Origin of the sequence: Bacillus sp. DE0042 (assembly GCF_007680225.1) — a bacterium.
In the GTDB taxonomy this organism is placed as follows: domain Bacteria; phylum Bacillota; class Bacilli; order Bacillales; family Bacillaceae_G; genus Bacillus_A; species Bacillus_A wiedmannii.
This window is the reverse complement of the sequence record NZ_VEJP01000001.1, coordinates 991,252-1,014,986: the sequence shown is the minus strand read 5'-3', so window position 1 is coordinate 1,014,986 and position 23,735 is coordinate 991,252. Positions and strand designations below refer to the sequence as shown.

The window sequence follows — 23,735 nt, the reverse complement described above, 5'->3', positions numbered from 1 at the left end:
TAAATCTTACAAATAAAGCAAATTACTAAACTTTTTACAAGAAAGGGTGTAGAATGGGTATCTAAAGAAAGAAGGTGTGAAAATGGCCAGCTGGAAACGAAATTTAATGATTTGTTGGCTAGGTTGTTTTACCACTGCAGCCGGTATGAGTTTAGTAATTCCTTTTTTATCTTTTTATATTGAGGAATTAGGAGTAACTGGCACTTCTAGTATTGCACAGTGGTCGGGACTTGCATTTGGTATAACATTTTTAATGGGTGCGATCGTATCACCAATATGGGGAAAGCTTGGTGATATACATGGACGGAAATTGATGCTGATTCGTGCGAGCCTTGGTATGGCGATCATTATGACGCTTATGGGGTTTGTAACGGATGTGTATCAACTAGTCGCACTAAGGTTTTTGATGGGAGCAGTATCTGGTTTCCTTTCAACGGCGATGACATTTATTGCAGCAGAAACTCCGAAAGAACATTCAGGTTGGGCAATCTCCACAATTTCAACAGGTGGCGTGAGCGGTTCTTTACTTGGCCCATTACTTGGTGGTTATTTGTCTGAGTTAATTGGAATGCGCCATGTTTTTCTTGTTACAGGAGCTTTTTTATTCCTTTCTTTTCTCATCGTTTTTTTCTTCCTACATGAAGAGAATCACTCCGCTCAAGCAAAAAAAGTACAACCGAAAAAAGTATGGACGATGGTTCCAGCAAAGCACTTAATTATTAGTTTATTTGTAACAACATTTATTATTCAACTTGCGAACATGTCAATTCAACCTATTATTACATTGTATGTAAAGAATTTAGAAGGCCCAGGAACAGCTCATATTGAAATGATTGCAGGCGCAGTCATGTCTGCGACAGGTTTAGCTATTATTATGGCAGCTCCTAAGTTAGGGAGATTATCAGATCGTATTGGACCTCAAAAAACGTTAGTTGTGGCGTTGTTTGCGGCAGGAATTATTTTTATTCCGCAAGCATTTGTAACCTCAGCTTGGCAACTATTAATTCTTCGCTTTTTATTAGGTATTGCACAAGCAGGACTATTACCTTCCGTACAAACTCTACTAAAACAACATACACCAACCCATGTAACGGGAAGAATATTTGGGTATAATCAATCGTTTCAGTTTTTAGGAAATATGATTGGACCAGTACTTGGTGGACAAATTGCAGCACATGCGGGCTTCCAATATGTTTTCTTTTCTACTTCATCACTATTATTTATTGCGTGCATTTGGGTTTATTTTCACAATAAGAACGAAGAGGTATCAGAGAAACGACATTTGGAAGTTAGTTAACTAAGTGAATGAAAAAAGGATGAAGCAATGATTGCTTCATCCTTTTATTTAAAATTGAAGACAAAGATAGCTTAATGTACCAAGCTCGTAACTGCGGTGAATGACTTCACCGTTATTATCGCCACTTCCCATAGCGATAAATAAAGGAACAAAATGCTCTGCTCTTGGTACTGCTAGTTGTGCATGAGGGGCATTTTTCTCCCAATTAAATAATGCATCTTTATCAGTAGTCTGCATATGTTTAATAATCCAATCATCAAACTCAATTGCCCATTGTTCGGGTGTAGTTTGATTCCATTTTAAAGCTCGTAAATTATGAACGGTAACACCGCTCCCGATTACTAAAATATCTTCTTGTCCAAGTCCTTTTAGTGCTTCTCCAATTTCAAATTGTTCTTTTGCAGGAAGGAATGGATTGACTGATATTTGGACGACAGGAATATTTGCTTCTGGATACATGCGGTGCAAGAGTGTCCATGAGCCATGATCTAAACCTCTCGTCATATTATGATGGACTGGAATACCTTTGTTTTTAAATTTTGTTTCTAACATAGATGCAATGTTAGAAGAGCCTTTCGCACGATATTTAATTTCATATAACTCAGGAGGAAAACCTCCAAAATCATAAATTGTTTCATATTCGTTATCTGATGAGGAAATCGTTAATACTTCACTTTCCCAGTGAGCAGTAAAAATAACAATTGCTTTCGGTTTATATGTTTCTCCAAGTGTTTTTAAAAAACTTGTATATTCTGTATCTTGAATAGCAAGCATCGGTGATCCGTGTGCTAAAAATAATGATGGCATCATAATAGAAACCTCCCAAAAATATAATAATTACTTTATGTAAGTTACTATATAATTTTATTTCGAGTTCGTCAACATAATAGTTATAGAGCTAATTGGAAAAGTGCAGCATTTGTCATAATGAAAGCAATTGCATATAATACATTATAAGAATAATGAATGGATATTCATTTTTTGATATACATAATAGAGTTGGGGGCTGACGAAATGAACGTACAGGAAAGTTTCGTTACGGCATTGGATGGATCGGAAATTTATTTACGTAAGTGGCTACCAGAAAGAGATCCGCGAGGGATTATTCAAATTGCACATGGTATGACAGAACATGCAGGTGTTTATACAGACTTTATTGCTGCTTTATTAGAAGCAGGGTATGGTGTTTATGCGCATGATCATAAAGGTCATGGGAAAACAGTGAAAAGAGAAGAAGATTATGGTCATTTTGAACCAAATGTAGGTTGGAATGAGGCTGTGTCTGATGTTATTTTTGTATCAGAAACGATAAGAAAAGAGCAGACATGCCCGTTGTTTTTACTTGGACATAGTATGGGTTCTTTTTTATCAAGACGTGCTGTACAACTTAAAGGTGGATTATATGATGGATTCCTTATTTCAGGAACTGGTGGGAACCCGGGATTCTTAGGAGTCATTGGTCATAAAGTAGCGACAATCGAGATGAAACTACGCGGGGCAAAAACGAAAAGTCCGATGCTAAACTTTTTATCTTTCGGAAATTTCAATTCGCACTTTAAACCAAATCGTACGAAATTTGATTGGTTATCTTCAGATAATAATCAAGTTGATAAATATATTGCGGATCCTTTATGTGGATTTATTTGTACAACAAGTTTTTATCGTGAATTATTTTCTGGGGTATTAGAAGTAAATAAACTAGAAGAGTTTAAGAAAACACCGAAAAACCTTCCAATACATATTTTTTCAGGAAATCGTGATCCTGTTGGGGATATGGGGAAAGGTGTAAAAGAAGTATATGAAAATTATAAAAAATGTGGCGTGAAAGATGTAACATTGCGTCTATATGAAAATGGAAGACATGAAATGTTCCATGAAGTAAATCGAGATGAAGTATTTCAAGATTTGATTTCTTGGTTAGATGGACATATTGTATGAGAAGAAACCTCACTTTTTTCAAGTGAGGTTTCTTTAAGGAGACGGAGGAATAGTTATGAGTGAATTTGTAAATAAAGAGTATATAGAAATAGATTTTCAAGATGTTTTGATTAAAGAAGAGGAATTGAAAAATTGTACTTTCATAAAATGCCGTTTTAGAGGGATAGATGCATCGGAAGTTTCTACTGAAAATTGTAATTTTATAGAATGTGATTTTACCGGTGCTCTATTTAACGCTTCTATCCATCAAGGAACTACATTTGCGAATTGTAAGTTTGTTGGTGTGAATTTATTCGTATCGAAGTTTGAAGAATGTAAAATGACTGGCTCTGATTTTGAAGATGCGAATTTAGATGGAATAACTATAATATCGGGCGATTGGTCATATACGAATTTAAGGTTCGCGAACTTAAGTAAACAAATGTTAAAGGGTATACGTTTAATTGAAGCTGACCTATATGAATGTAATTTAGAAAAAGCAGATTTACGTGAAGCAGATTTAACAGGTGCACAATTAGGTAAGGCGAAACTTAGTGGTGCAGATTTAAAAGGGGCGGTAGTTGATAGAATTGATTTTACAAGTTTTGATTTAAAAAATGTGAAATTAGATATAGCGCAGGCAGTTGCAGTAGCAAGATGTTATGGGGCTAAGGTGAACTAAATAATCTGTAAAACCGTTCAAATTGCTGAACGGTTTTATAAATCATAATAGTAAATGAGGTGTTAATAATATGGAAGATAAAACATTAGGTATACTACTAGATGTTGTTGGGGAATTATTTTCAGATGAAATATCAATCGCCGTTTCAAATACGAAAGAATATATTTACTATCGACCAAGCAAACGAATTGATTTAAAGATTAGCACCGGGGATCCTATTAAGGAAGGGACGATTGCTCATAAAGCAATGATAACGAAGCAAAAAGCCTCTGAGTTTATTAACCGAGATGTTTTCGGTATTCCTTATCATGGAATGGCCGTACCTTTTTCAAATAATGGCAAGATTGAAGGTTGCGTGACGGCAATTTATCCCGCTTTAACGGATGGTAAGTCGGTCGTTACTTTAAAAACAACAGACGGCTGGGTTCCAGTTCCTTTCTCAAAGGTCATGTATTTAGAAGCTAAAGATAAAAAGACGTATGTGAATTCAGAAGAGTTAACAGGAACACATAAGTACTCGCTACAAGAATTCGAATACTTGCTGCCGAAAGATTCTTTTATTAGATGTCACCGTTCTTTTATTGTAAATGTTAATCATATTAAAGCGATTTACCCTGATACGCATTCTACTTTTTTACTTTCTATGGATAACGGAGAGAGGGTACCAGTGAGTCAATCATATGCTAGCTATTTTCGTAAGCTTCTAGGATTCTAAATGTTTCTGCTTTAGAACCTAGATTCGCTGTTTTATCTGAATTTTCGGCATTGTGTAAGAAAATCCCTATTTTGATACTGTTAATGTGTAAAATAATTATGAATATTCATTAAGAGAGGGATTACATATGGAGAATAATTTAGATAGAATTAGGGATCAACGTTTAAAAGATCGAGTAGTTACACCTGAAGAAGCAGCTTCATGGATTGAAAGTGGAATGACTTTAGGTTTAAGTGGATTTACACGCGCTGGGGATGTAAAAGCAGTCCCATTTGCACTTGTAAACCGAGTGAAGAATGATAAATCTTTTAAAGTGAATGTTTATACAGGGGCTTCCTTAGGTTCGGATGTAGATAAATTATTTGCTGAGGCAGGAATTTTAGGGAAAAGATTGCCCTTCCAAGCTGATGCGACTATGCGAAAAGGAATTAATAACGGAGACTTTTTATTTGTGGATCAGCACTTATCTCATACAGCAGAGTTACTCCGTGCTGACGTTATGGATATAGATGTCGCTATTTTGGAAGCGGTTGCGATTACTGAAGATGGCATGATTATTCCAACCACTTCAATTGGAAATTCCTTAGCATTCTCCTTAAATGCTAAGTCCATTATTATTGAAATGAATATGGCTCAATCTACGCAACTAGAGGGGCTACATGATTTATATGAACCAGGTAAACAAGGGGAAAGACTCCCAATTCCGCTCGTAAAAACGGATGATCGAATTGGAACAATCGGTATTCCGATTGATGCTGAAAAAGTGAAGGGAATTGTGTTTACGAATCAACTGGATTCGCCATCGACAATTGTTCCTCCAGATGAAGAAACTGTCATTATGGCACAGCATTTAATAGAGTTCCTTCGAGAAGAGGTTAAAGTAGGCCGATTAACAAATCGTTTAGCACCGTTACAATCGGGAATTGGTTCAGTTGCTAATGCAGTATTGCATGGCATGCTAGATTCGGAGTTTGAAGATTTAGAAGTGTATTCTGAAGTTTTACAGGATGCGGTCTTTGATCTAATGGATGCTGGGAAAGTTAATTTTGCTTCCTGCTGCTCCATCACGCTTTCTGAAGAGAAAATGCAACAAGTATTTTCTAACTTTGAAAAATATCGTGACAAATTAATGATGCGCCCGCAAGAGATTTCTAATCATCCTGAAATCATTCGTCGCCTTGGATTAATCTCGATTAATACTGCTTTAGAATTAGATATATACGGAAATGTTAATTCTACTCATGTTTTAGGTACAAAAATGATGAATGGTATTGGTGGTTCTGGCGATTTTGCAAGAAATGCGCGTTTAGCTATCTTTGTTACTAAATCGATTGCAAAAGGCGGCAACATTTCAAGTATCGTTCCTTTCGTTTCGCATGTAGACCATACGGAACACGATGTAGATGTTATCGTCACTGAACAAGGGTATGCGGACTTAAGAGGACTAGCGCCAAGAGAAAGAGTGGAACTAATTATTGAGAATTGCGTACATCCAATGTATCGTGACCAGCTAAGAACTTATTTTGAAGAAGCACAAACAAGAGGTGGACAAACTCCTCATGTTTTAGAAAAAGCTTTTTCTTGGCATACGAATTATGCTAAAAATGGAACAATGCTTGAAGCGGTAGTAGAAACTGTATAGAAATGTAAGAGTGATTCTTAAAATAATATGCCATAAAGGTTAAAAGAAAAAGAACGTCAATTTTCAGGAATGGCGTTCTTTTTCTTTTAAAAAATTGTTACCTATAATAAAGATTTATAAAAGTAATCTCTTATTTACGGAAATAAGAGGTTTTTTAAATTACTTTTCGAATCATTTTAAGAGTTTATATATTGAATGTGAGGAGAAAGAATCATGAAGATAAGAAAAGCGTTATTAAGTGAAGTAAATGAATTAAGTGAACTCGCACTACATTCAAAAGCAACGTGGAACTATAGCGAAGAATTCATACTTGCTTGTAAGGAAGATTTAACAATTACCGATGAGTACATAAAAAATAATTTTGTATATGTTTTAGAAAACGATAATACGATGATTGGATTTTTTTCATTTTTACGTAATGAAAATGCTCTTGATTTTTTATATATTCATCCTCGTTACAAAGGGAAAGGATACGGGAAAATACTTTGGAAGTATGTAATAGAAAAAGCAAATGAACTAGGGATAAAAAATTTTACAATTGATAGTGACCCGAATGCAAAAGGGTTTTACTTGAAGATGGGAGCGAAGTTAATCGGGGAAACACCATCAACGGTTTTTAAGGGGCGATTACTGCCTCTTTTGAAATATGATGTGTAAAACAATTAATAGTAGGAGAAGCTGAAAATGGATCATATAAAGAGAAAAAGAATATATGAAGCACTAATAAAATCGTGGTCGATTGAAACGAGTTCAAAGTGGACAAGTGAAAATCCAGCAAAGGGACAGTGTGGTGTAACGGCTTTAGTCATTCAAGATATATGCGGAGGGCAAATCAAGAAGACAAAAATAGGAGAGGTGTGGCACTTTTATAACTGTATAGATGGGAAGAGGTTTGATTTTACAGGGGCTCAATTCAATAGAGAATTGGATTATATGGATGAGAAATCAAATCGGGAAGAAGCATTTGCAGATACAAATGAAAAACAATATAGCATTTTGAAGGAAAAGATAATGAAAGAATTCAAATTATCTTTTGACTCTTAATCTTTAATAAGTTACTATAATGGTGGTAACTTATTAAAGGGAACTTCATAGAGTTGAAAGGGGAAATACTTTTGAAAACAACTTATGTAAACGCTACAATCGTAACGATGAATGAACAAAACGAAGTGATAGAAAATGGATATATCATTGTAGAAAATGATCAAATTATAGATGTAAAGAGCGGAGAATTTGCTGATAATTTTGAAGTAGATGAAGTAATTGATATGAAAGGAAAGTGGGTTTTACCAGGGCTTGTAAATACACATACACACGTTGTAATGAGTCTCTTAAGAGGGATTGGAGACGATATGTTATTACAACCGTGGCTGGAGACGAGAATTTGGCCACTTGAAAGTCAGTTTACGCCAGAGCTTGCGGTTGCTAGTACGGAATTAGGATTACTTGAAATGGTGAAAAGTGGTACAACATCATTCTCTGATATGTTTAATCCAATTGGAGTAGATCAAGATGCAATTATGGAAACGGTATCAAAGAGTGGGATGCGAGCTGCTGTTTCAAGAACTTTATTTAGCTTCGGAACGAAGGACGATGAGAAGAAAGCGATTGAAGAAGCTGAAAAATATGTGAAGCGTTACTATAACGAAAGTGGTATGTTAACTACGATGGTTGCGCCGCATAGTCCATATACATGTTCTACAGAACTGTTAGAAGAGTGTGCTCGTATTGCAGTAGAAAATCAAACGATGGTTCATATTCATCTTTCGGAAACAGAGCGTGAAGTACGTGATATTGAAACACAGTACGGAAAACGTCCAGTAGAATATGCAGCAAGTTGCGGTTTATTTAAACGCCCAACAGTTATTGCACACGGTGTAGTATTAAATGAAAATGAGCGTGCATTTTTAGCAGAACATGATGTTCGAGTAGCTCATAACCCGAATAGTAATTTAAAACTAGGTTCTGGTATAGCGAATGTAAAAGCGATGCTAGAAGCAGGAGTGAAAGTAGGAATTGCAACAGATAGTGTGGCATCTAATAACAATTTAGATATGTTTGAAGAAATGCGTATAGCGACTTTACTACAAAAAGGTATTCATCAAGATGCAACAGCATTACCAGTTGAAACGGCTCTTACACTTGCGACTAAAGGAGCTGCTGAAGTAATCGGCATGAAACAAACAGGATCACTTGAGGTTGGAAAGTGTGCCGATTTTATTACGATTGATCCGTCTAATAAGCCGCATTTACAACCAGCAGATGAAGTGTTATCACACCTTGTATATGCCGCTAGTGGAAAAGATATAAGCGATGTAATTATTAACGGAAAACGTGTCGTTTGGAATGGTGAATGTAAAACGTTAGATGAAGAGCGTATTATATTTGAAGCGAGTCGTTATAAACGAGGTTTACAAAGATAGGTAATTATATGTAGTTGAAAAAGCTATCCTTTTTTAAAAGGATAGCTTTTTTCTTGAACGAATAAATATTCAAAAGAATGTCGCATCTTTCTGTTCATATTTCTGCTATAATATATAACGCTTTATAATATTTTATACTTAAGGAGAACAATTCATGAAGCAAAAAAAGAGCCATTTAATGGTAATGGCACTTGTTACAACTTTATTATTAACAGCTTGTAATAATAAAGCGAATAAAAGTGATGCAGAAGCTAAAAAACAAGTGTTAAATGTAACAGTATCAGAAGAAATTCCTTCTCTTGATACTGCGAAAACGATGGATGGTACATCAGCGCACGTTATGCAAAACATATTTGAAGGTTTGTATGTATTAGATGATCAAGATCAGCCTATTCCAGCGGTAGCAAAATCGTTTAAAAGAAGTAAAGATGGTAAAAAATATACATTTGATTTGCGTAAAGATGCAAAATGGTCAAATGGAGACAGTGTGACAGCAAATGATTTTATGTTTGCGTGGAAACGTGCAATTAAACCTGAAACAGCATCTCAATATGCGTACATGCTCTTTCATGTGAAAAATGCGAAAGAAATTAATAAAGGAACAATGCCTCTTGATACACTTGGGGTTAAAGCAATAAATGATTATACGTTAGAAGTGGAACTCGAACAGCCAATTCCGTATTTTTTACAGTTGTTAGCACTGCCGATTTACTTACCACAGCATGAATCATTTTTGAAAGAACAAGGAAAGAATTATGCATTGGAACCTAGTAATCTCATATATAACGGGCCATTTGTATTAGAGAAGTGGAAGCATGAACAAGAGTTTCAATTAAAGAAGAATGCTACATATTGGGATCAAAAGAAAGTGAAATTAGACGAAATAAACTTTCAAATTGTAAAAGATACAATGACGGTTGTTAATTTATACGAAGCTGGTGATTTGGATCGAGTGCCTATTAATTCTCAATTTGTAGACAAGTATAAGGGAAGTAAGGACTTACATATGTCGAGCGATTCAGGAATTGCTATGCTACGTTTTAATGAAAAAAATAGTGCGTTAGCAAATAAAAAGGTGCGTCAATCTATTTCATTCGCGTTAAATAAAGAAGATTTCGTTGCTCACTTTATTAATAACGGGGCAAAACCTGCAAGCGAACTTGTACCGGCTGGTCATATAAATGAAGAGACTGGCAAAGATTTTAGAAAAGAAAACGGAGATCTTTCTTCATATGATTTGCAAAATGCGAAAAAGATTTGGGAAGAATCGAAAAAAGAGCTTGGAGTAGAACAAGTAAACCTAGAGTTTTTAACGTTTGAACAAGATAATGCAAAACGTATGGCAGAATATATAAAAGGTGACTTAGAAAAGAATTTGCAAGGATTAACGATACAAATTAAACAACAGCCATTTAAGCAAAAATTACAGTTAGAACAAACAGGAGATTACGATATATCTATGGCAAATTGGGGACCGGATTATAAAGACCCAATTAGTTATTTAGAACTCTTTACGACGGATAATCAGAATAACAAAATGAATTATTCTAACCTTCACTACGATGAATTAATAAAGAAAGCGAAAAGCGATTTTGTACTAGATCAAAAGAAAAGATGGGAAGCATTGCAAGAGGCCGAGCGTATTCTGCTAGAGGATGCTGCAGTTGCACCGCTTTATCAAATGGGATCAGCTTACGTACAAAAGGATTATGTAAAAGGAATTGAGAAGCATCAATTTGGTGGTGTTTATACGTATAAGAATGCTTATATCGCTAATGAATAAATACAAAAAACCTTACTTTTTAAAAAGTAAGGTTTTTTTAAAGAGTACATGGAATAAGGGAATACAGTACAAATCAGCATAAAAACAATCTCTTGTTGTAACTATGTTTGTTTTTAATTATATAAAAAATATTAGATTATATATTTTGTCATTGATATACTTAAAAGGTAATTGAGGTATTAAGATGAATCGATAGCGATGTTTGTGTGTAATTATTTGAGTATTATAAAAATAAGGGAGCTTAAGTGTTTGATTTGAACGGGGCTTTTTCTATATGAATTAATAGGTATGTATAATACTTGGGGATATTAATTTGGGAATCTCGGGGGATCCTTTGAAGCTAGAAAAAGCAGAGTCAAATTCCATGTACCATTAGGTCCTGGTGTAGGTTTATGGGGATTTGGTTTAGAAGTTAATGTTAAGGAATAAAGGGGATAATTAGTATGAATAAGAAAGTAAAAAGATTTAAATATTTTATGGTTGTATTAGCCTGTATTGCAATTTTTGGTACAATTTTACCTAATGCATTAGATCCAACTGAAACATTAGCAGGTAACATCTCAGTTGCAGTTTTTGGTACAATGGGTACTTGTTTATTATTTTCTATTACTTATTTTATTATAAAAACAGCTATTTTAAGAGGTGGGAAATAAGATGGTACAAAATTTAGAGTTAGAAATTTAATTCATATACATAAAAAAGGAGAATTTCTATGAAATTACTACGTTTATTTATGATTCTCACTCTTGTTGTATTGTTAAGCGCATGCAATACAGCAACACAAGTCACAAAGGTTCAAAAAAATGGCGAAACGACTTTAAAAATTGGTTCGTTGCAAGGGTATTACGATGTGCAAACGATTAAAGCTGAAAAAGGAAATGTGGAAATTCCTTATGAAGCAGCCGTTGAAGAAGGTACGATTTTATTGCAAGTTACAAAAGGTGATAAGGTTATTTATGAAGAAGAAGTCACTTCTCAACAAGAAGGTCTGCTTTCTTTTGAAGCGCCAAAATCCGGATCATATGATTTAATTGTACGAGTGAAGGGTGAAAAAGAGAAAGCAAAAGAAATTCAAATACATACTAAGCTATGAAAAAATGGCAAGTGGAGTGCACCCGCTTGCCGTTTCTATTTTCGGTTGATTCTATCACAACAAATGTTTATTAATGTAAGAAATGCTTCGCTGAGTCCTGCTGTTTATTCCGCCGAAATTCCTGATGAAGTTAAAATAAGAGATGAACAAAAGAATGTGTTACAAACTTGGCATGTTAGAAACGAAATTGATAACTCTCTTTTACATGATAAAAAGACTCGGTTTGATGCATTTGTATTTGAAAGAGATATAGATGGTAAAGGGGAGATAAGGTGATAATCTTTTTAGAGAAGATGTCCCAGACCATACTACTGATATTGATTATATATGGGGGTAAATAAGTTGAAAAATATTGAGGTTCTAAATAAATACATTGAAGGGTTTTCTAATACTCTCCCTACGTGGTTAAAGTATCTAATCGAGGCAGAGGAGATACATCAAAACTATGAGAATGTACAAGTACTTGGTGAATTAAAAACAGATGCGGTGTTGTACTATGTACACCGTACGCTGCAAGTGTTAGATGGATTGTCTTTAGATGAAGAAGCGTATCGCATTATTGAAAAAGTACTAACGTATAGTGAGCTTGCAAAGGTAGGCTCTTTAAAACAGCGAGAGAAATGGAAGAAGAACGGAATCAATCTATTGGTACATAACGAGGGTTCTGCTGATATCTTTAGTGATATTCAGTTTATCGAACATATAGAGACAAACTTAAACTCTACTGAGTATTTGTTTGTTCGAGATTTAATTAGAACACATGGATTAATCGGGCAGTATATCCGCGGAGAGGCTCGTTTGAACTCTCATATTGATTTAATTGACACATATAAAGAAGAATACGGAGACGTTAGGTTAAAGGAGATTCTATACTATCTTAATCAATGTATTATTGAAGGTGTATCAAAATCTTTGTGGAGCGAAGTAAAGAACGATGTGAAGATTACAATTGATGGGCTATTTGATGGTTATGTGGAGCCATTTACTTCTCGTGTACATAGACTCACGCCAAAACATAAGGAGTCAGTATTTGAAAAAGATATAATTATGGGGAGCGAGAAGAGAGACGTTCAAACATTTTTATCTGATAAGGATTTGTGGTATGTAGAACCGTCTATGCATGCCCTTAGCTTCGAGGATATTTGGACAGTTTTTGTTATGTTAAAGAACGAGATAGGCACTAGAAAGGTTCAGCATATCCATTTCGAGAAATTGATGCAGCAGTTGCACTATGATTTCAAAGGCGAGAAGAAGGACAATGTGTATCGTAAGCGGGTTATTGAGAAGTATCTACGGGAGTACCGTGAGAACGAGAAGCCGAATACAACACATGTTTCTTTTGAGGTTAAAGTCGATGAAGATATGAAGACTGCGTATGTGTCGTTTCAGTTTTCTGCTGTAGGTGAAGCGTTAATCATCTTCTGTGTAGAGGCAGAAAAGATAGATATGATGCATGCTCGGGCAAATGTACTGCTCTTTGATTTCTTCGGGTTACGAAAGGATGCATATGATAGATTCCATAACGAAGAAGTGTATTTGGAGCATATGAATAGTTCGGCTGATGATAAACGAATTATTCTTGATTATATAAAGGGAGATACGATTGTAGATGTCGGATCCGGTGGTGGTGTTATGCTAGACATGATTGAAGAAGAGACCGAGGATAAACGAATCTACGGTATCGATATTTCCGAAAATGTGATTGATACGTTGAAAAAGAAGAAACAGGACGAAAGTCGTTCTTGGGACGTCATTAAAGGGGATGCAATCAACTTAGGTAGCTCGTTTGATAAAGAATCGGTTGATACGATTGTGTATTCTTCTATCCTTCATGAGCTGTTCTCTTATATTGAGTATGAAGGTAAGAAATTCAATCATGAAGTAATTAAAAAGGGGTTACAGAGTGCTTACGAGGTGATAAAGCCAGGAGGTCGTATTATCATTCGTGATGGCATCATGACTGAAGATAAAATGTTAATGCGTGTGATTCATTTTAAAGATGCAGGTGGAATGAAGTTCTTAGAGCAGTATGTCCGTGAATTTAAGGGGCGTATAATCCAGTATGAGGTACTTGCAGACAATACAGTCAAAATGCCTGTTAACGATGCGATGGAGTTCTTATATACGTATACATGGGGTGAGGATTCCTTTGTTCACGAGGTGCAAGAGCAGTTTGGAATCTTTACGCCAAACGACTATAAGGATTTCGTAAAGGGTATCTTTGGAGATAAAGTAAACATCGTTCAAGCTATGAACTATTTACAGGATGGATATACACAACATCTTAGCGAGAAAATCGATTTTAAAGATGAGTCTGGGAATGCGGTTGTGCTACCGGATAGTACGTTCTTTATGGTTTTAGAAAAGAGGTAATGATATTGAAAACTTATAAAAAGTTTAGTTTGTGGGTTTCGATATGTTTGTGGAGGATCTCGTTCTAAATCATATGCAATGACGGGAGATTACATGGAAAGCGAACCTTTCTGTGTATACATTCCAAAAGCATTGCGAAAACAGAAAAAGAACGTAAAAAAGGGACATGAGTAAGAATATGCTCATGCCCTTTGTTTAGATTATATAATTTATTGTACTTCGCATCAGTCGTATGATGATCTAAGAAATGAAAAACGCTCGGTTTCCCATCTTTCGTTAAAAATCCACTATCTTGATTCATTATGCTGAAACGAGTTTTTACGTATAATTTCTATTAAACTCATTTTAATAAAGAATAATAATTTGTATCATATGGGATATCATCTTGATACATATAATTTTTTAGAACGCCTTCTTTTTCAAATCCTAATTTTAATAGCACTTTATTGGAAGCTTCATTTTCAAGAAATACAATTGCTCCGATCCGTTTTAAATGAAGTGTGTGGAAACCGTATGATATAACTTCAGAAACAGCCTCCGTCGCATATCCTTTTCCCCAGTGTTCAGGGAGAAAGGCATAACTTATATTGGCTCGTTTATGCTCAGAAGACCAATCGTGAAAACCAATGGTACCAATGAGTTCTTTATTGTCTTTTAATTCGATTCCCCACTTTATACCGCTTCTTGCATTGTAACTGAGCTTAAAGTTATGAATGACTTGTTTCACATGATCAACATTTTGTAATGGTTTTTGGCCATAATAGCGCAGTACATCAGTATTAGAAAAGCATTGTAGTATACTCGGTGCATCTTCTTCGGTAAGATCTCGTAAAATGAGTCGGTCGGTTTTTAATATAGGAAACATGCTTTCACTCCATTTCTTCTGAAACTAGAATGTGTTGTTATTATATAATTTAATCTGAAAAAAAAGATTATTCAAGAGGGAAGTATGGTTTTAATTTGTGATAAAATTGATTGTGGAATATATTTCAAAAAGAGGTTTATATATGGAGAAAAACTCAATTTTAATTGTAGATGATGATCAAGATATTGTTCGATTTGTTAACGCGAATTTAATGCAAGAAGGTTTTAAAGTTTTTAGTGCTCATAACGGAGAAGAGGCTTTAAAAATAATAAATAATAACAGTATCCAACTTGCTATTTTGGATATTATGATGCCACAAATGGATGGGATAGAATTGTGCAGAAGGATTAGAGAAAAACATAGTTTACCCATTATGTTCTTAAGCGCAAAATCATCGGACGTAGATAAAGTAATTGGATTTAGTACTGGGGCAGATGATTATATTGTGAAGCCGTTTAGTACAATTGAATTTATAGCGAGAGTGAAAGCTCAATTAAGAAGGTATACATATTTCAATCAAAATGCTGTCCAAGTAATAGAAAAGAAAATAAATATTAGAGGTTTAGAAATAGATGAAGTGTCTAGAACAGTAATATTATATGGAGAAACAATCAATCTTACGAAAACTGAATATGATATTTTGTACTTAATGGCTGCTGCAAAGAATCGTGTGTTTACTATTGAAGAAATATATGAGAGCGTTTGGAAAGAAAGAGCCTATGAAAGTAATAATACAGTAATGGTTCATATTGCAAGATTAAGAAATAAAATTGAAGAGAATCCAAAAGAGCCGAAGTTTATTCAAAATGTTTGGGGAGTCGGATATAAAATTGAAGATTAAATCATTACAAGGCATTAGAACTAAGTTTTTTATCGCATTCATATGTAGCATTTTGTTAGCAACTGTAAGTATAATAGCGTTTCAAATTGTAGTTGGAAATATATATAGTCATGTTACTGCATTAGAGGAAAAATATTCATTGTTATATTTAATGGCTTTTTTAACTTTTACTACAATATACTTTGCATTCATGACAAAAACAATGATGAAAAGGTTATCTGAAATAAATAAGAACGTGAAAGAAATAAGTAATGGTAATTTGGAAATACATATACCTATTTCAAAAAATGACGAGATTGGTGAATTAGCAACGAATGTTAATAGAATGGCCAAAAGTTTAAGAGAGTCTATCGAAAATGAAAAAAAATCGCAGGAAATGAAAAATGAAATGATTAGTAATATTTCTCATGACTTACGAACACCTGTAACATCTCTAATAGGTTACGCGGACCTGTTAGGAAATCAGCTTCATTCAAATGGAGAAGAATGTGAACAGTATGTAAGTATATTAAAGCGAAAAAGTTATGAATTAAAAAATCAAGTAGATGATTTATTAGAATATTGTCAAATAAATTATAGAGAAATCGAATTACATAAAAGTGTAGTAAATATGAAAGCGTTCATTGAACAAATCATGATTGATTTTGTACCACTACTAGATGATGCCGATATGAGCTTTTGTATTAACGGTGATAAGGAGTTACATGTGGAAATGGATGTAGCGCTTATGGTGAGGCTATTCGAAAATGTAATTAGTAATAGTATTATGTACGGGAAAGACGGAAAACAGATTTTGATTCAAGTTTCTAAAAGAGACATGAATGTTGAAATAGAAATTAAAAATTTTGGACAATGCATTCCGAATGAGGACCTTCCTTACGTTTTTGAAAAGTTTTATCGTGGTGAAAAATCACGTAGCTCTCATACGGGTGGAAAAGGGATGGGACTTGCAATTGCGAGAAGTATAGCAGAACTTCATAAAGGAGATATCACTGTGCGTAGTAACGATAAAGAAACTGTTTTCACTATCGTTTTACCGCGTTATAAAGAAATGTAAGAAAGTCGTAAGTATTTCTTTTTTATGTCGTAATGTTCACTTCGTATCATGTAGAACAAAGATATGAGAGTGGGGATACAACATGTGGAAGAAATATGTATTAGTAATTTTAGTTGCATTTTTAATTATAAGTTGGAGTGTAGTTTATTTAGTTAATGGTGTTATATCAGTCATTGTTTGGTGGAGTATACAAGCCTTTAGCGTAGTATCAATCTTTATTTTGATAGGGTCAGTATTACTATTTGTGTGGAAAGTTATTTTCAGAAAGCGAATAGATAGAACACTACTCTTCATAGTTCTTTTCTCTATAATTGGTGCTTGGCCTTTAGGGTGGTTTGCTAACATAGGCGGACTTGCTTACCCAGCAGATGTACAGACTATGAGTCCTAAAATAGTCGTTCGTTTTCCCTTAAATGAACGAGCACTAGTAGGATGGGGTGGTGATCGGTTAGAAACGAACTATCACGTTATAAAACCGAATGAAAGGTGGGCATATGATATTCTTATTCCGCCTGCTGAAGCGAAAAGTAGTAATTTAGGGGATTATGGAATATATGGAGCGAAAGTAATGGCACCAGCTTCTGGAACAGTTGTATCTATCAATAATGATGAAAAAGATGTAGTTCCAGGAGAGGATGATTTTCAGTCAATGGCGGGGAATCATATTTATTTACGACTAGATGAATCAGGGACATTTATGGTTCTGGCCCATTTAAAGAAAGGATCAATTAAAGTGAGGGAAGGCCAACATGTAAATGAAGGAGAGGTTCTAGCCCAAGTCGGTAACTCCGGAAGTTCAAGTGAGCCGCATTTACATATTCATCATCAAAGGCAGGATCCATCAAATGTGAGCATATTTCTTGCGGAAGGATTACCACTTTACTTTCGAACTGAGAAAGGTGTGATAATGCCAGAAAGAGGTACATACATAAGTGGTAATGAAAAAAGGTATTCCAGTTTTATTGGAATACCTTTTTCTATTACCCTACAAATGTTTGATACAGTAAGAAAATATTTAAAATGATAACAAGTGCAGCAATGATCCAAGCGATAAAGGTTGTTATGCGGTGGTTAACGAGTGCACCCATAATTTTTTTACTGCTTGTAAACATAATAAGTGGTACTAATGCAAAAGCAATACCGAATGATAAGACGACTTGGCTCATGACTAGAGCGTAAGTTGGATTTACACCTAAAGCGATAATAACTAAGGGTGGAATCATTGTAATAAAGCGGCGTAAATATAACGGAATATGCATTCGAATGAATCCTTGCATAATAATGTCACCTGACATTGTACCGACAGAAGAGCTAGATAGTCCTGCTGATAAGAGCCCAATTCCAAATAAAGCAGCCGATACTGGACCGACTAAAGTACTGAACTGGTTAAAAGCAACATCAAGATCTTCAACATGCAAGCCATTTTTAAAGAATAGTGCAGCAGCAACAATTAACATACTCGCATTAATTGCTCCAGCGATAACCATTGCAATAATGATATCAATAAATTCGAAACGGAAAATCTTTTTCTTTTGTTCGTCAGTTGTTCCAACCACGCGGCGTTGTGTCAATGCAGAATGTAAATAGATTGCATGTGGCATTACTGTCGCACCTAATATCCCTGCTGCAAGTAATATACTGTCTACACCTTGGAATTTCGGAATAAATAGTCCTGAAAGAAGGGGACTTAATTCTGGTTTTGCATAAAAAACTTGGATTCCAAATGCTATTACTACAATAAAAATCATCCCTGTAATAATAGCTTCTAGTGGGCGAAATCCTCTGCGTTGAAATTCAAGAATAATAAATGATCCGACTGCTGTAATTAAAGCAGCTGGTAACATAGGAATTCCAAATAATAAATACAATCCGAGTGCTGCCCCGATAAATTCAGCTAAATCTGTAGCCATAATAACGAGTTCACCTTGTATCCATAAGCCGATAGACACAGGTTTTGGAAAGTGCTCGCGAGCTATTTCAGGTAAATTATTTCCCGTAGCAATTCCTAATTTAGCTGATAAAGTTTGAATTAATACTGCCATTAAGTTAGAAGCGAATATAACCCATAATAGTAAATATCCGTATTGTGAACCAGCTGCGATATTTGTAGCAAAGTTACCAGGGTCAATATAAGCTACGGATGCGATAAAAGCGGGTCCTAAAAACGGTAACAGTCGTTTCCAGCCTTTCGTTTCGCCACTTAAAGCTAAGTGTGCGGATTGAACAGTTGTACTTTGAGAAGGGACTTGTTCATCTTTTGATATATCTTTATTCATAGTAGTTTTCCCCTTTGAAATGTTAACTTGATGAAATTATTGTAAGTATTCTTATTGTTTATTTCAATACATTTAGATGTATTAGATGATATTTTTATTTGAACACAAATGTTTCCTTGGTGCAAATTATATGCCTTGCTGCAATAGATGGTGTCGTGTTATAAAAAATTGGGAGTTTATGGTGTGATGACGTGGGGAAACATAATGAATTAAAGGGCTATTTTTGAAATTTATGTGAACCTAAAGCCTATAATACAGCATATTAATTGATGGAATTGCATTTGTATGATATATAATATATTGGGATTACAACTTAACCATAGTGTTTTGATGTGTAATCTTGTTTTTTATTTTTGTTAACTTATAGAAAATAGTATAAAGAGAAGAAAATGGGATGCATAAAACTTTGGATACATTTTCTTATTATATATGTTTTGATATGAACGTTAACTTATACATGATTTTAAAAATTAGATAGGTGGTAGAAATACATTGGCAACTACAAAACCATACAGAGTATTACTATATTACATGTATACAACAATTGAAAACCCTGAAGAATTCGCTGCAGAGCATTTAGCATTTTGTAATTCACTTGAATTAAAAGGAAGAATCCTTGTAGCTAAAGAAGGAATTAACGGAACTTGTTCTGGAACTGTAGAACAAACAGAGAAATACATGGAAGCAATGAACAACGATCCACGCTTTGACGGTATCGTATTTAAAATAGATGAAGAAGAAGGGCACGCATTCAAGAAAATGCACGTACGTCCTCGTCCAGAGTTAGTGACACTTCGTCTAGAAGATGACATTAACCCACACGAAATAACTGGAAAGTATTTAGAGCCAAAAGATTTTTATGAAGCAATGAAACAAGAAGATACAGTTATTATTGATGCACGAAATGATTATGAGTTTGATTTAGGACACTTCAAGGGTGCAATTAAACCAGATATCGAATCATTCCGTGAATTACCAGATTGGATTAGAGAAAACAAAGAAACACTTGAAGGTAAAAAGATTTTAACATACTGTACAGGCGGAATTCGTTGTGAGAAGTTTTCTGGTTGGTTAGTTCGTGAAGGCTACGAAGATGTAGGTCAGCTTCATGGCGGTATTGTAACGTACGGCAAAGACCCAGAAGTACAAGGTGAGCTTTGGGATGGACAATGTTACGTGTTCGATGAGCGTATCTCTGTACCAGTAAACCAAAAAGAGCATGTTATCGTTGGTAAAGACCACTTTACAGGTGAACCTTGTGAGCGCTATGTAAACTGTGCAAATCCAGAATGTAATAAGAAAATTTTATGTTCTGAAGAAAACGAAGCAAAACATTTACGTGCATGTTCTCATGAATGTCGTGTACACCCACGTAATCGTTATATCGTGCAACACGAATTAACTGAAGAGCAAGTAGCTGCTGCATTAGAGAAAATCGAAGCAGGAAAGTAAGATAAATTAGTGTAATAAAAAAGTACTCCAAATTTTATTTTGGAGTACTTTTTTTACTATGCGGTACTTTTTTTGTCAGTTTTTGTCGGTAAGTCGATAGAATTTAAAAATCGCTAATAAAAATTTCATTTACTGAAGCGTACCACGTATTTGTAATTTGAAAATAACCTTCTTTACTTCTTATCATCTTTCTCTTTCACAGCAGAAAGTACAGTTTGTTTTACCCATGATTTTCTTCGTTTATGTTGTAGACTCCATTGGTATAAACTTTGCGCGCCTAAAATAAATGAAATGACTATGCCGCTGATTGCTATTAAAAGTGCGAAAAATTCAAGTGGCGACGAGATTTTGTTTGAATCGGTGTTTCTTAAAAGATCAATCATAGTAAACCCTAACATTTGGCCTACTACAGAGTAGAGCGTTAAAATTAATAGTAAAAGGCTATCTTTTTTAGAAGCGACATTTTCTTGATATTTAAACAAACTATCGAGATTTTGTTTTGCATTCGAGTAAAGTACTTCAATATTAAATAGTTTTCTTAAGCGGAAAAAAATATCTTCACTCTGTGATTGGGATACTAACTCTAAAGAAAAGTAATTCGCTGTAAATGAATTGATTGAATAAATTAATTTCTCTATTTCATTTGTATCTTGATCAATGTTTAGTTCAGCATAAGCGTTTGCCATCTTTAATAAAACAACTTTATGAAATAGATTTAATAACAAAGCGTAATAAAACTCTCCGTACATTTGACTAGCAAGTTTAGCGAATTCGTGTTCATCCTCGTTTGTTATACATGTGAAAATATGTTCTTCCATAATAAAGTAGCGATTAGGAGCCCATCTTTGATAAGAATGTTTTGTTAAATAATCTTGAATATAAGGAACATTATTTGCGCTAATATAGGGCTTGCCATTGTCTGTTAATCCGGAAAGACTGGAAGCTCGGTATACATCGATTACATGAAGGTCTGACTTTTTGTTTATGGATAATAAAGTTTGTACATACATTCGTTGATCTTCAAAGAAGGGGAATGTTTGAAAGTAAGAACTCCGCAATCTCTTTTTCTCAAAGAAGTCTGTTAAGCCATGAAATAAATCGCCGAATATGAGCTTCTCTACTTGTGAATATTGTTTTCCGTTACATTCAATACAGATAGTTTCAGTTGTATCATTTTTAGTTTCAAGGACACGGAAGCGGGCGGCAAATTCGATTGCTTCTGACAATGTCATGTTTGGAGCGGTTTCTACTTCTGTCCGAATTGTTAAGAAGCCAAGCTCATAAGGACAAAGTGTTACGTCAATAGAATGAATTTTGAATGGAACGGAAATCAAATTTGTTGTTAAATGTCCAGTTAAGTTAAGGTCTTTAGAATAGCGCTGCAATCCTTTTTGGTGCTCTGAGTGAGGAAATAGAATTTTATTTGTAAATGAAAGATAGTATGCTTCCATATTTTGATGTGAAACTTGAAACTTTCCGTAGTATGTATTTTCATTTTCAAGATGATCGAGTCGAAAAGGGCGAAAATCATTTTTCTGTAAGAAAGGGAACATATTTTGTTCATATCCGGTTTTAAAAGAAAACGGGAATATAAATTGAAATATAGCTGTTGCTACATCTTTTTCCTCGATTGTCTGTATTGCCTCCATTTACATTGTTTCCTTTCATATATGCTATAAAAACAACATGCCCAAATTTATTTGAAAATAACCACTGTTTTATACTTGATTAAGAATGAAAATTCAGCTTATTTAGTAGAGGACATGTATAATGTTATGTATACTACATGTTATAAAATTGTATTTTGAAAAGGGGGATGTTGTATGCGTATTTTAGTATTAGGAGCTGGTGGCGTCGGAGGATTTTTTGGTGGCCGATTAGTCGAAAAAGGGGAAGATGTTACGTTTCTTGTTCGTAGTAAAAGAAAACAGCAATTAGAGGAAAAGGGACTTGTTATTCGTAGTGTGAATGGGGATTTTTCCTTCCAACCGAAATTAATAACGAAAGAAGATCGAACTTCTCCATTTGATGTCATTTTATTTTCAACAAAAGCGTATCACTTAAACGAGGCGATTCAAGATTTGAAGCCGTTTGTAGGTGAAAATACTGTCATCATTCCATTGTTAAATGGTATTGCTCATGTATCACTATTACAAAAAGAATTTGGTGAAGAGAAAGTGATTGGCGGTCTATGTTTTATCGAGACGACGTTAAACGATCAAGGAGAAATTGTACAAACTAGCGCTGCCAACAGACTTCTGTTTGGAGAAATGAAGTTTCAAGATTCAGAGAGAATACAGCATATTGCTAAAGCATTTGCAGGTACGAAATCTAGTTTTGTTTTAAGTGAAAATATTACGCAAGATATGTGGCATAAATATTTATTTATTACTGTAATGTCAGGTGTGACAACATTAATGCGTACACCAATAGGACCGATTCGTGAAAGCGAAGGTGGACGTGATTTTATTCAAAACTTATTTGAAGAATGTGTGCAAATCATGAGATATATAGGGGCACCAATTAAGGAAGATATTGCCCAGGAACATATGAAAACAATTGATAAAATTTCGTATGATATGAAGTCATCGATGCAGCGTGATATGGAAAAAGGTTCGTCCATTGAAGGGAAGCACATACAAGGATACTTACTAGATGTAGCAGAACAGTTTTCTATGGAAGCACCATTATTGGGTGCGGTATATCAAAATTTAAAAGTGTATGAAGAAATGATCTTTAACAAATCAGCAATAGAATTGGATGTATGAAAAAATAAAAAAGAAAGCAATATATAAGTGTATTGCTTTCTTTTTTTATGACAACTTATTTATTTCTTTTCGTTCTATCTGTCAAATTTATTTCCTGTTCACGTTTACCGTATAATTGATTAATTTCATTTGCTAATGCATCTAAATAGGAATCGGAAAAAATAGGCTTCTTTTCTTTAGACATATGGGTCTCCTTTATCGTTTTTTAGTATTCATTATGTATATTTACCAGCGGATTATGCGCAATCATTTTATTTTTTTCTTTTTCAAAATTTTTGTTTACATTTTGAAAATAAAGGAGTATTATAATCCACAGTTTCAATTTTCTAAATCGCTGAAACCGCATGGTGCGGGGGACCCGTTCTTATGGATTAGTACTTAATCCAATGGGGTGAATCCTTGAAAAAGGTAGGGCTACTCATAGGCCCGAATCCGACAGCTAACCTCGTAAGCGTTATATTGAGAAGGAAGGTGGAGCTTGTGCGACAAAAAATATAATGTCTACAAGTCTATTTCGTTATGGCTTGTAGACATTTTTGTTTTCTGAAGAA

At 34.5% G+C, this 23,735-nt stretch carries 22 protein-coding genes, 1 pseudogene and 1 riboswitch; of the genes and pseudogenes, 18 read left to right on the top strand and 5 right to left on the bottom strand.

The genetic code is table 11. The features are described 5' to 3' along the window. The first annotated feature begins 82 nt into the window (after positions 1-82). On the top strand, positions 83-1,297 hold the full coding sequence (locus FS802_RS04885) for a multidrug efflux MFS transporter (protein WP_088092025.1): 1,215 nt from the start codon (positions 83-85) through the stop codon (positions 1,295-1,297). A 48-nt stretch (positions 1,298-1,345) separates the two neighbouring features. Here FS802_RS04885 and FS802_RS04880 read toward each other — a convergent pair whose 3' ends face one another. Next, entirely contained in the window at positions 1,346-2,107 is a 762-nt protein-coding gene (locus tag FS802_RS04880) for a DODA-type extradiol aromatic ring-opening family dioxygenase (protein WP_000982936.1), read from the bottom strand. A 204-nt stretch (positions 2,108-2,311) separates the two neighbouring features. Between FS802_RS04880 and FS802_RS04875 the strand changes: the two genes are divergently transcribed. From FS802_RS04875 to FS802_RS04810, 12 genes and pseudogenes are all read left to right on the top strand, one after another. Next, positions 2,312-3,235: an alpha/beta hydrolase gene (locus tag FS802_RS04875; protein ID WP_001102603.1), complete on the top strand. Its 924-nt coding sequence runs from the start codon at positions 2,312-2,314 to the stop codon at positions 3,233-3,235. Positions 3,236-3,290: 55 nt separating this feature from the next. Further along, the gene (locus tag FS802_RS04870; RefSeq protein WP_144524907.1) at positions 3,291-3,896 is read left to right on the top strand and encodes a pentapeptide repeat-containing protein; all 606 of its coding nucleotides are present in this window, start codon (positions 3,291-3,293) and stop codon (positions 3,894-3,896) included. Between the two features lie 70 nt (positions 3,897-3,966). Further along, on the top strand, positions 3,967-4,611 hold the full coding sequence (locus FS802_RS04865; protein ID WP_000389704.1) for a LytTR family DNA-binding domain-containing protein: 645 nt from the start codon (positions 3,967-3,969) through the stop codon (positions 4,609-4,611). Between the two features lie 127 nt (positions 4,612-4,738). Beyond that, entirely contained in the window at positions 4,739-6,253 is a 1,515-nt protein-coding gene (locus FS802_RS04860; protein ID WP_098654401.1) for a succinyl-CoA:acetate CoA-transferase ScpC, read from the top strand. A 213-nt stretch (positions 6,254-6,466) separates the two neighbouring features. Beyond that, a complete protein-coding gene (locus tag FS802_RS04855; RefSeq protein WP_000702237.1) occupies positions 6,467-6,910 on the top strand; it encodes a GNAT family N-acetyltransferase in 444 nt (147 codons plus the stop codon). A 27-nt stretch (positions 6,911-6,937) separates the two neighbouring features. Beyond that, complete coding sequence (locus FS802_RS04850) at positions 6,938-7,297, top strand: YunG family protein (RefSeq protein ID WP_000349591.1); 360 nt, start codon at positions 6,938-6,940, stop codon at positions 7,295-7,297. Positions 7,298-7,350: 53 nt separating this feature from the next. Beyond that, positions 7,351-8,676, top strand: a complete 1,326-nt coding sequence (locus FS802_RS04845; RefSeq protein WP_141545868.1) for a bifunctional S-methyl-5'-thioadenosine deaminase/S-adenosylhomocysteine deaminase — start codon at positions 7,351-7,353, stop codon at positions 8,674-8,676. A 154-nt stretch (positions 8,677-8,830) separates the two neighbouring features. Continuing rightward, positions 8,831-10,459, top strand: coding sequence for a peptide ABC transporter substrate-binding protein (locus FS802_RS04840; protein WP_098654399.1), 1,629 nt, complete (start codon positions 8,831-8,833; stop codon positions 10,457-10,459). Positions 10,460-10,902: 443 nt separating this feature from the next. Beyond that, positions 10,903-11,112: a hypothetical protein gene (locus FS802_RS04830; RefSeq protein WP_144524905.1), complete on the top strand. Its 210-nt coding sequence runs from the start codon at positions 10,903-10,905 to the stop codon at positions 11,110-11,112. 59 nt (positions 11,113-11,171) lie between these two features. Next, positions 11,172-11,552 (top strand): BA_1872 family lipoprotein, encoded by a 381-nt coding sequence (locus FS802_RS04825; protein WP_000771817.1) that lies wholly within the window; start codon positions 11,172-11,174, stop codon positions 11,550-11,552. 327 nt (positions 11,553-11,879) lie between these two features. Next, the gene (locus FS802_RS04815; RefSeq protein ID WP_078176846.1) at positions 11,880-13,925 is read left to right on the top strand and encodes a class I SAM-dependent methyltransferase; all 2,046 of its coding nucleotides are present in this window, start codon (positions 11,880-11,882) and stop codon (positions 13,923-13,925) included. Between the two features lie 27 nt (positions 13,926-13,952). After that, positions 13,953-14,099: pseudogene (locus FS802_RS04810) on the top strand (radical SAM/SPASM domain-containing protein); the annotation flags it as partial. Positions 14,100-14,265: 166 nt separating this feature from the next. Here the strand turns inward: FS802_RS04810 and FS802_RS04805 are convergent. Then, positions 14,266-14,790 carry a GNAT family N-acetyltransferase gene (locus FS802_RS04805; RefSeq protein ID WP_000483961.1) on the bottom strand — a complete coding sequence of 175 codons (525 nt, stop codon included), beginning with the start codon at positions 14,788-14,790 and terminating at the stop codon, positions 14,266-14,268. Between the two features lie 142 nt (positions 14,791-14,932). On the opposite strand from FS802_RS04805, the gene FS802_RS04800 reads away from it, so the two are divergent. The 3 genes from FS802_RS04800 (at position 14,933) to FS802_RS04790 (ending at position 17,712) form a co-directional block, all read left to right on the top strand. After that, positions 14,933-15,631 carry a response regulator transcription factor gene (locus FS802_RS04800; protein WP_144524904.1) on the top strand — a complete coding sequence of 233 codons (699 nt, stop codon included), beginning with the start codon at positions 14,933-14,935 and terminating at the stop codon, positions 15,629-15,631. Continuing rightward, positions 15,621-16,688 carry a sensor histidine kinase gene (locus tag FS802_RS04795; RefSeq protein ID WP_141528736.1) on the top strand — a complete coding sequence of 356 codons (1,068 nt, stop codon included), beginning with the start codon at positions 15,621-15,623 and terminating at the stop codon, positions 16,686-16,688. The genes FS802_RS04800 and FS802_RS04795 overlap by 11 nt, the downstream gene beginning before the upstream one ends. Positions 16,689-16,770: 82 nt before the next feature. Continuing rightward, positions 16,771-17,712, top strand: a complete 942-nt coding sequence (locus tag FS802_RS04790; protein ID WP_078183611.1) for a M23 family metallopeptidase — start codon at positions 16,771-16,773, stop codon at positions 17,710-17,712. Here the strand turns inward: FS802_RS04790 and FS802_RS04785 are convergent. Further along, on the bottom strand, positions 17,669-18,964 hold the full coding sequence (locus FS802_RS04785; RefSeq protein ID WP_078183610.1) for an Nramp family divalent metal transporter: 1,296 nt from the start codon (positions 18,962-18,964) through the stop codon (positions 17,669-17,671). The two genes, FS802_RS04790 and FS802_RS04785, sit on opposite strands and share 44 nt — an antisense overlap. Positions 18,965-19,456: 492 nt before the next feature. Between FS802_RS04785 and trhO the strand changes: the two genes are divergently transcribed. Then, on the top strand, positions 19,457-20,416 hold the full coding sequence (gene trhO, locus FS802_RS04780; RefSeq protein WP_000246220.1) for an oxygen-dependent tRNA uridine(34) hydroxylase TrhO: 960 nt from the start codon (positions 19,457-19,459) through the stop codon (positions 20,414-20,416). 173 nt (positions 20,417-20,589) lie between these two features. On the opposite strand, the gene FS802_RS04775 is transcribed toward trhO, so the two are convergent. Further along, positions 20,590-22,065 (bottom strand): hypothetical protein, encoded by a 1,476-nt coding sequence (locus FS802_RS04775; protein ID WP_064476412.1) that lies wholly within the window; start codon positions 22,063-22,065, stop codon positions 20,590-20,592. 174 nt (positions 22,066-22,239) lie between these two features. Between FS802_RS04775 and panE the strand changes: the two genes are divergently transcribed. Continuing rightward, positions 22,240-23,184, top strand: coding sequence for a 2-dehydropantoate 2-reductase (gene panE, locus FS802_RS04770; RefSeq protein WP_144524903.1), 945 nt, complete (start codon positions 22,240-22,242; stop codon positions 23,182-23,184). 55 nt (positions 23,185-23,239) lie between these two features. On the opposite strand, the gene FS802_RS31465 is transcribed toward panE, so the two are convergent. Further along, positions 23,240-23,368, bottom strand: coding sequence for a hypothetical protein (locus FS802_RS31465; protein ID WP_000031869.1), 129 nt, complete (start codon positions 23,366-23,368; stop codon positions 23,240-23,242). A gap of 138 nt (positions 23,369-23,506) precedes the next feature. Beyond that, positions 23,507-23,653, top strand: a riboswitch (cyclic di-AMP (ydaO/yuaA leader). The last annotated feature ends 82 nt before the right edge of the window (positions 23,654-23,735 follow it).

Coding starts and splice junctions, on each gene's coding strand:
- FS802_RS04885 (WP_088092025.1), top strand. CDS start 83: ATGGCCAGCTGGAAACGAAATTTAATGATTTGTTGGCTAGGTTGTTTT.
- FS802_RS04880 (WP_000982936.1), bottom strand. CDS start 2,107: ATGATGCCATCATTATTTTTAGCACACGGATCACCGATGCTTGCTATT.
- FS802_RS04875 (WP_001102603.1), top strand. CDS start 2,312: ATGAACGTACAGGAAAGTTTCGTTACGGCATTGGATGGATCGGAAATT.
- FS802_RS04870 (WP_144524907.1), top strand. CDS start 3,291: ATGAGTGAATTTGTAAATAAAGAGTATATAGAAATAGATTTTCAAGAT.
- FS802_RS04865 (WP_000389704.1), top strand. CDS start 3,967: ATGGAAGATAAAACATTAGGTATACTACTAGATGTTGTTGGGGAATTA.
- FS802_RS04860 (WP_098654401.1), top strand. CDS start 4,739: ATGGAGAATAATTTAGATAGAATTAGGGATCAACGTTTAAAAGATCGA.
- FS802_RS04855 (WP_000702237.1), top strand. CDS start 6,467: ATGAAGATAAGAAAAGCGTTATTAAGTGAAGTAAATGAATTAAGTGAA.
- FS802_RS04850 (WP_000349591.1), top strand. CDS start 6,938: ATGGATCATATAAAGAGAAAAAGAATATATGAAGCACTAATAAAATCG.
- FS802_RS04840 (WP_098654399.1), top strand. CDS start 8,831: ATGAAGCAAAAAAAGAGCCATTTAATGGTAATGGCACTTGTTACAACT.
- FS802_RS04830 (WP_144524905.1), top strand. CDS start 10,903: ATGAATAAGAAAGTAAAAAGATTTAAATATTTTATGGTTGTATTAGCC.
- FS802_RS04825 (WP_000771817.1), top strand. CDS start 11,172: ATGAAATTACTACGTTTATTTATGATTCTCACTCTTGTTGTATTGTTA.
- FS802_RS04815 (WP_078176846.1), top strand. CDS start 11,880: ATGGGGGTAAATAAGTTGAAAAATATTGAGGTTCTAAATAAATACATT.
- FS802_RS04805 (WP_000483961.1), bottom strand. CDS start 14,790: ATGTTTCCTATATTAAAAACCGACCGACTCATTTTACGAGATCTTACC.
- FS802_RS04800 (WP_144524904.1), top strand. CDS start 14,933: ATGGAGAAAAACTCAATTTTAATTGTAGATGATGATCAAGATATTGTT.
- FS802_RS04790 (WP_078183611.1), top strand. CDS start 16,771: ATGTGGAAGAAATATGTATTAGTAATTTTAGTTGCATTTTTAATTATA.
- FS802_RS04785 (WP_078183610.1), bottom strand. CDS start 18,964: ATGAATAAAGATATATCAAAAGATGAACAAGTCCCTTCTCAAAGTACA.
- FS802_RS04775 (WP_064476412.1), bottom strand. CDS start 22,065: ATGGAGGCAATACAGACAATCGAGGAAAAAGATGTAGCAACAGCTATA.
- panE (WP_144524903.1), top strand. CDS start 22,240: ATGCGTATTTTAGTATTAGGAGCTGGTGGCGTCGGAGGATTTTTTGGT.
- FS802_RS31465 (WP_000031869.1), bottom strand. CDS start 23,368: ATGTCTAAAGAAAAGAAGCCTATTTTTTCCGATTCCTATTTAGATGCA.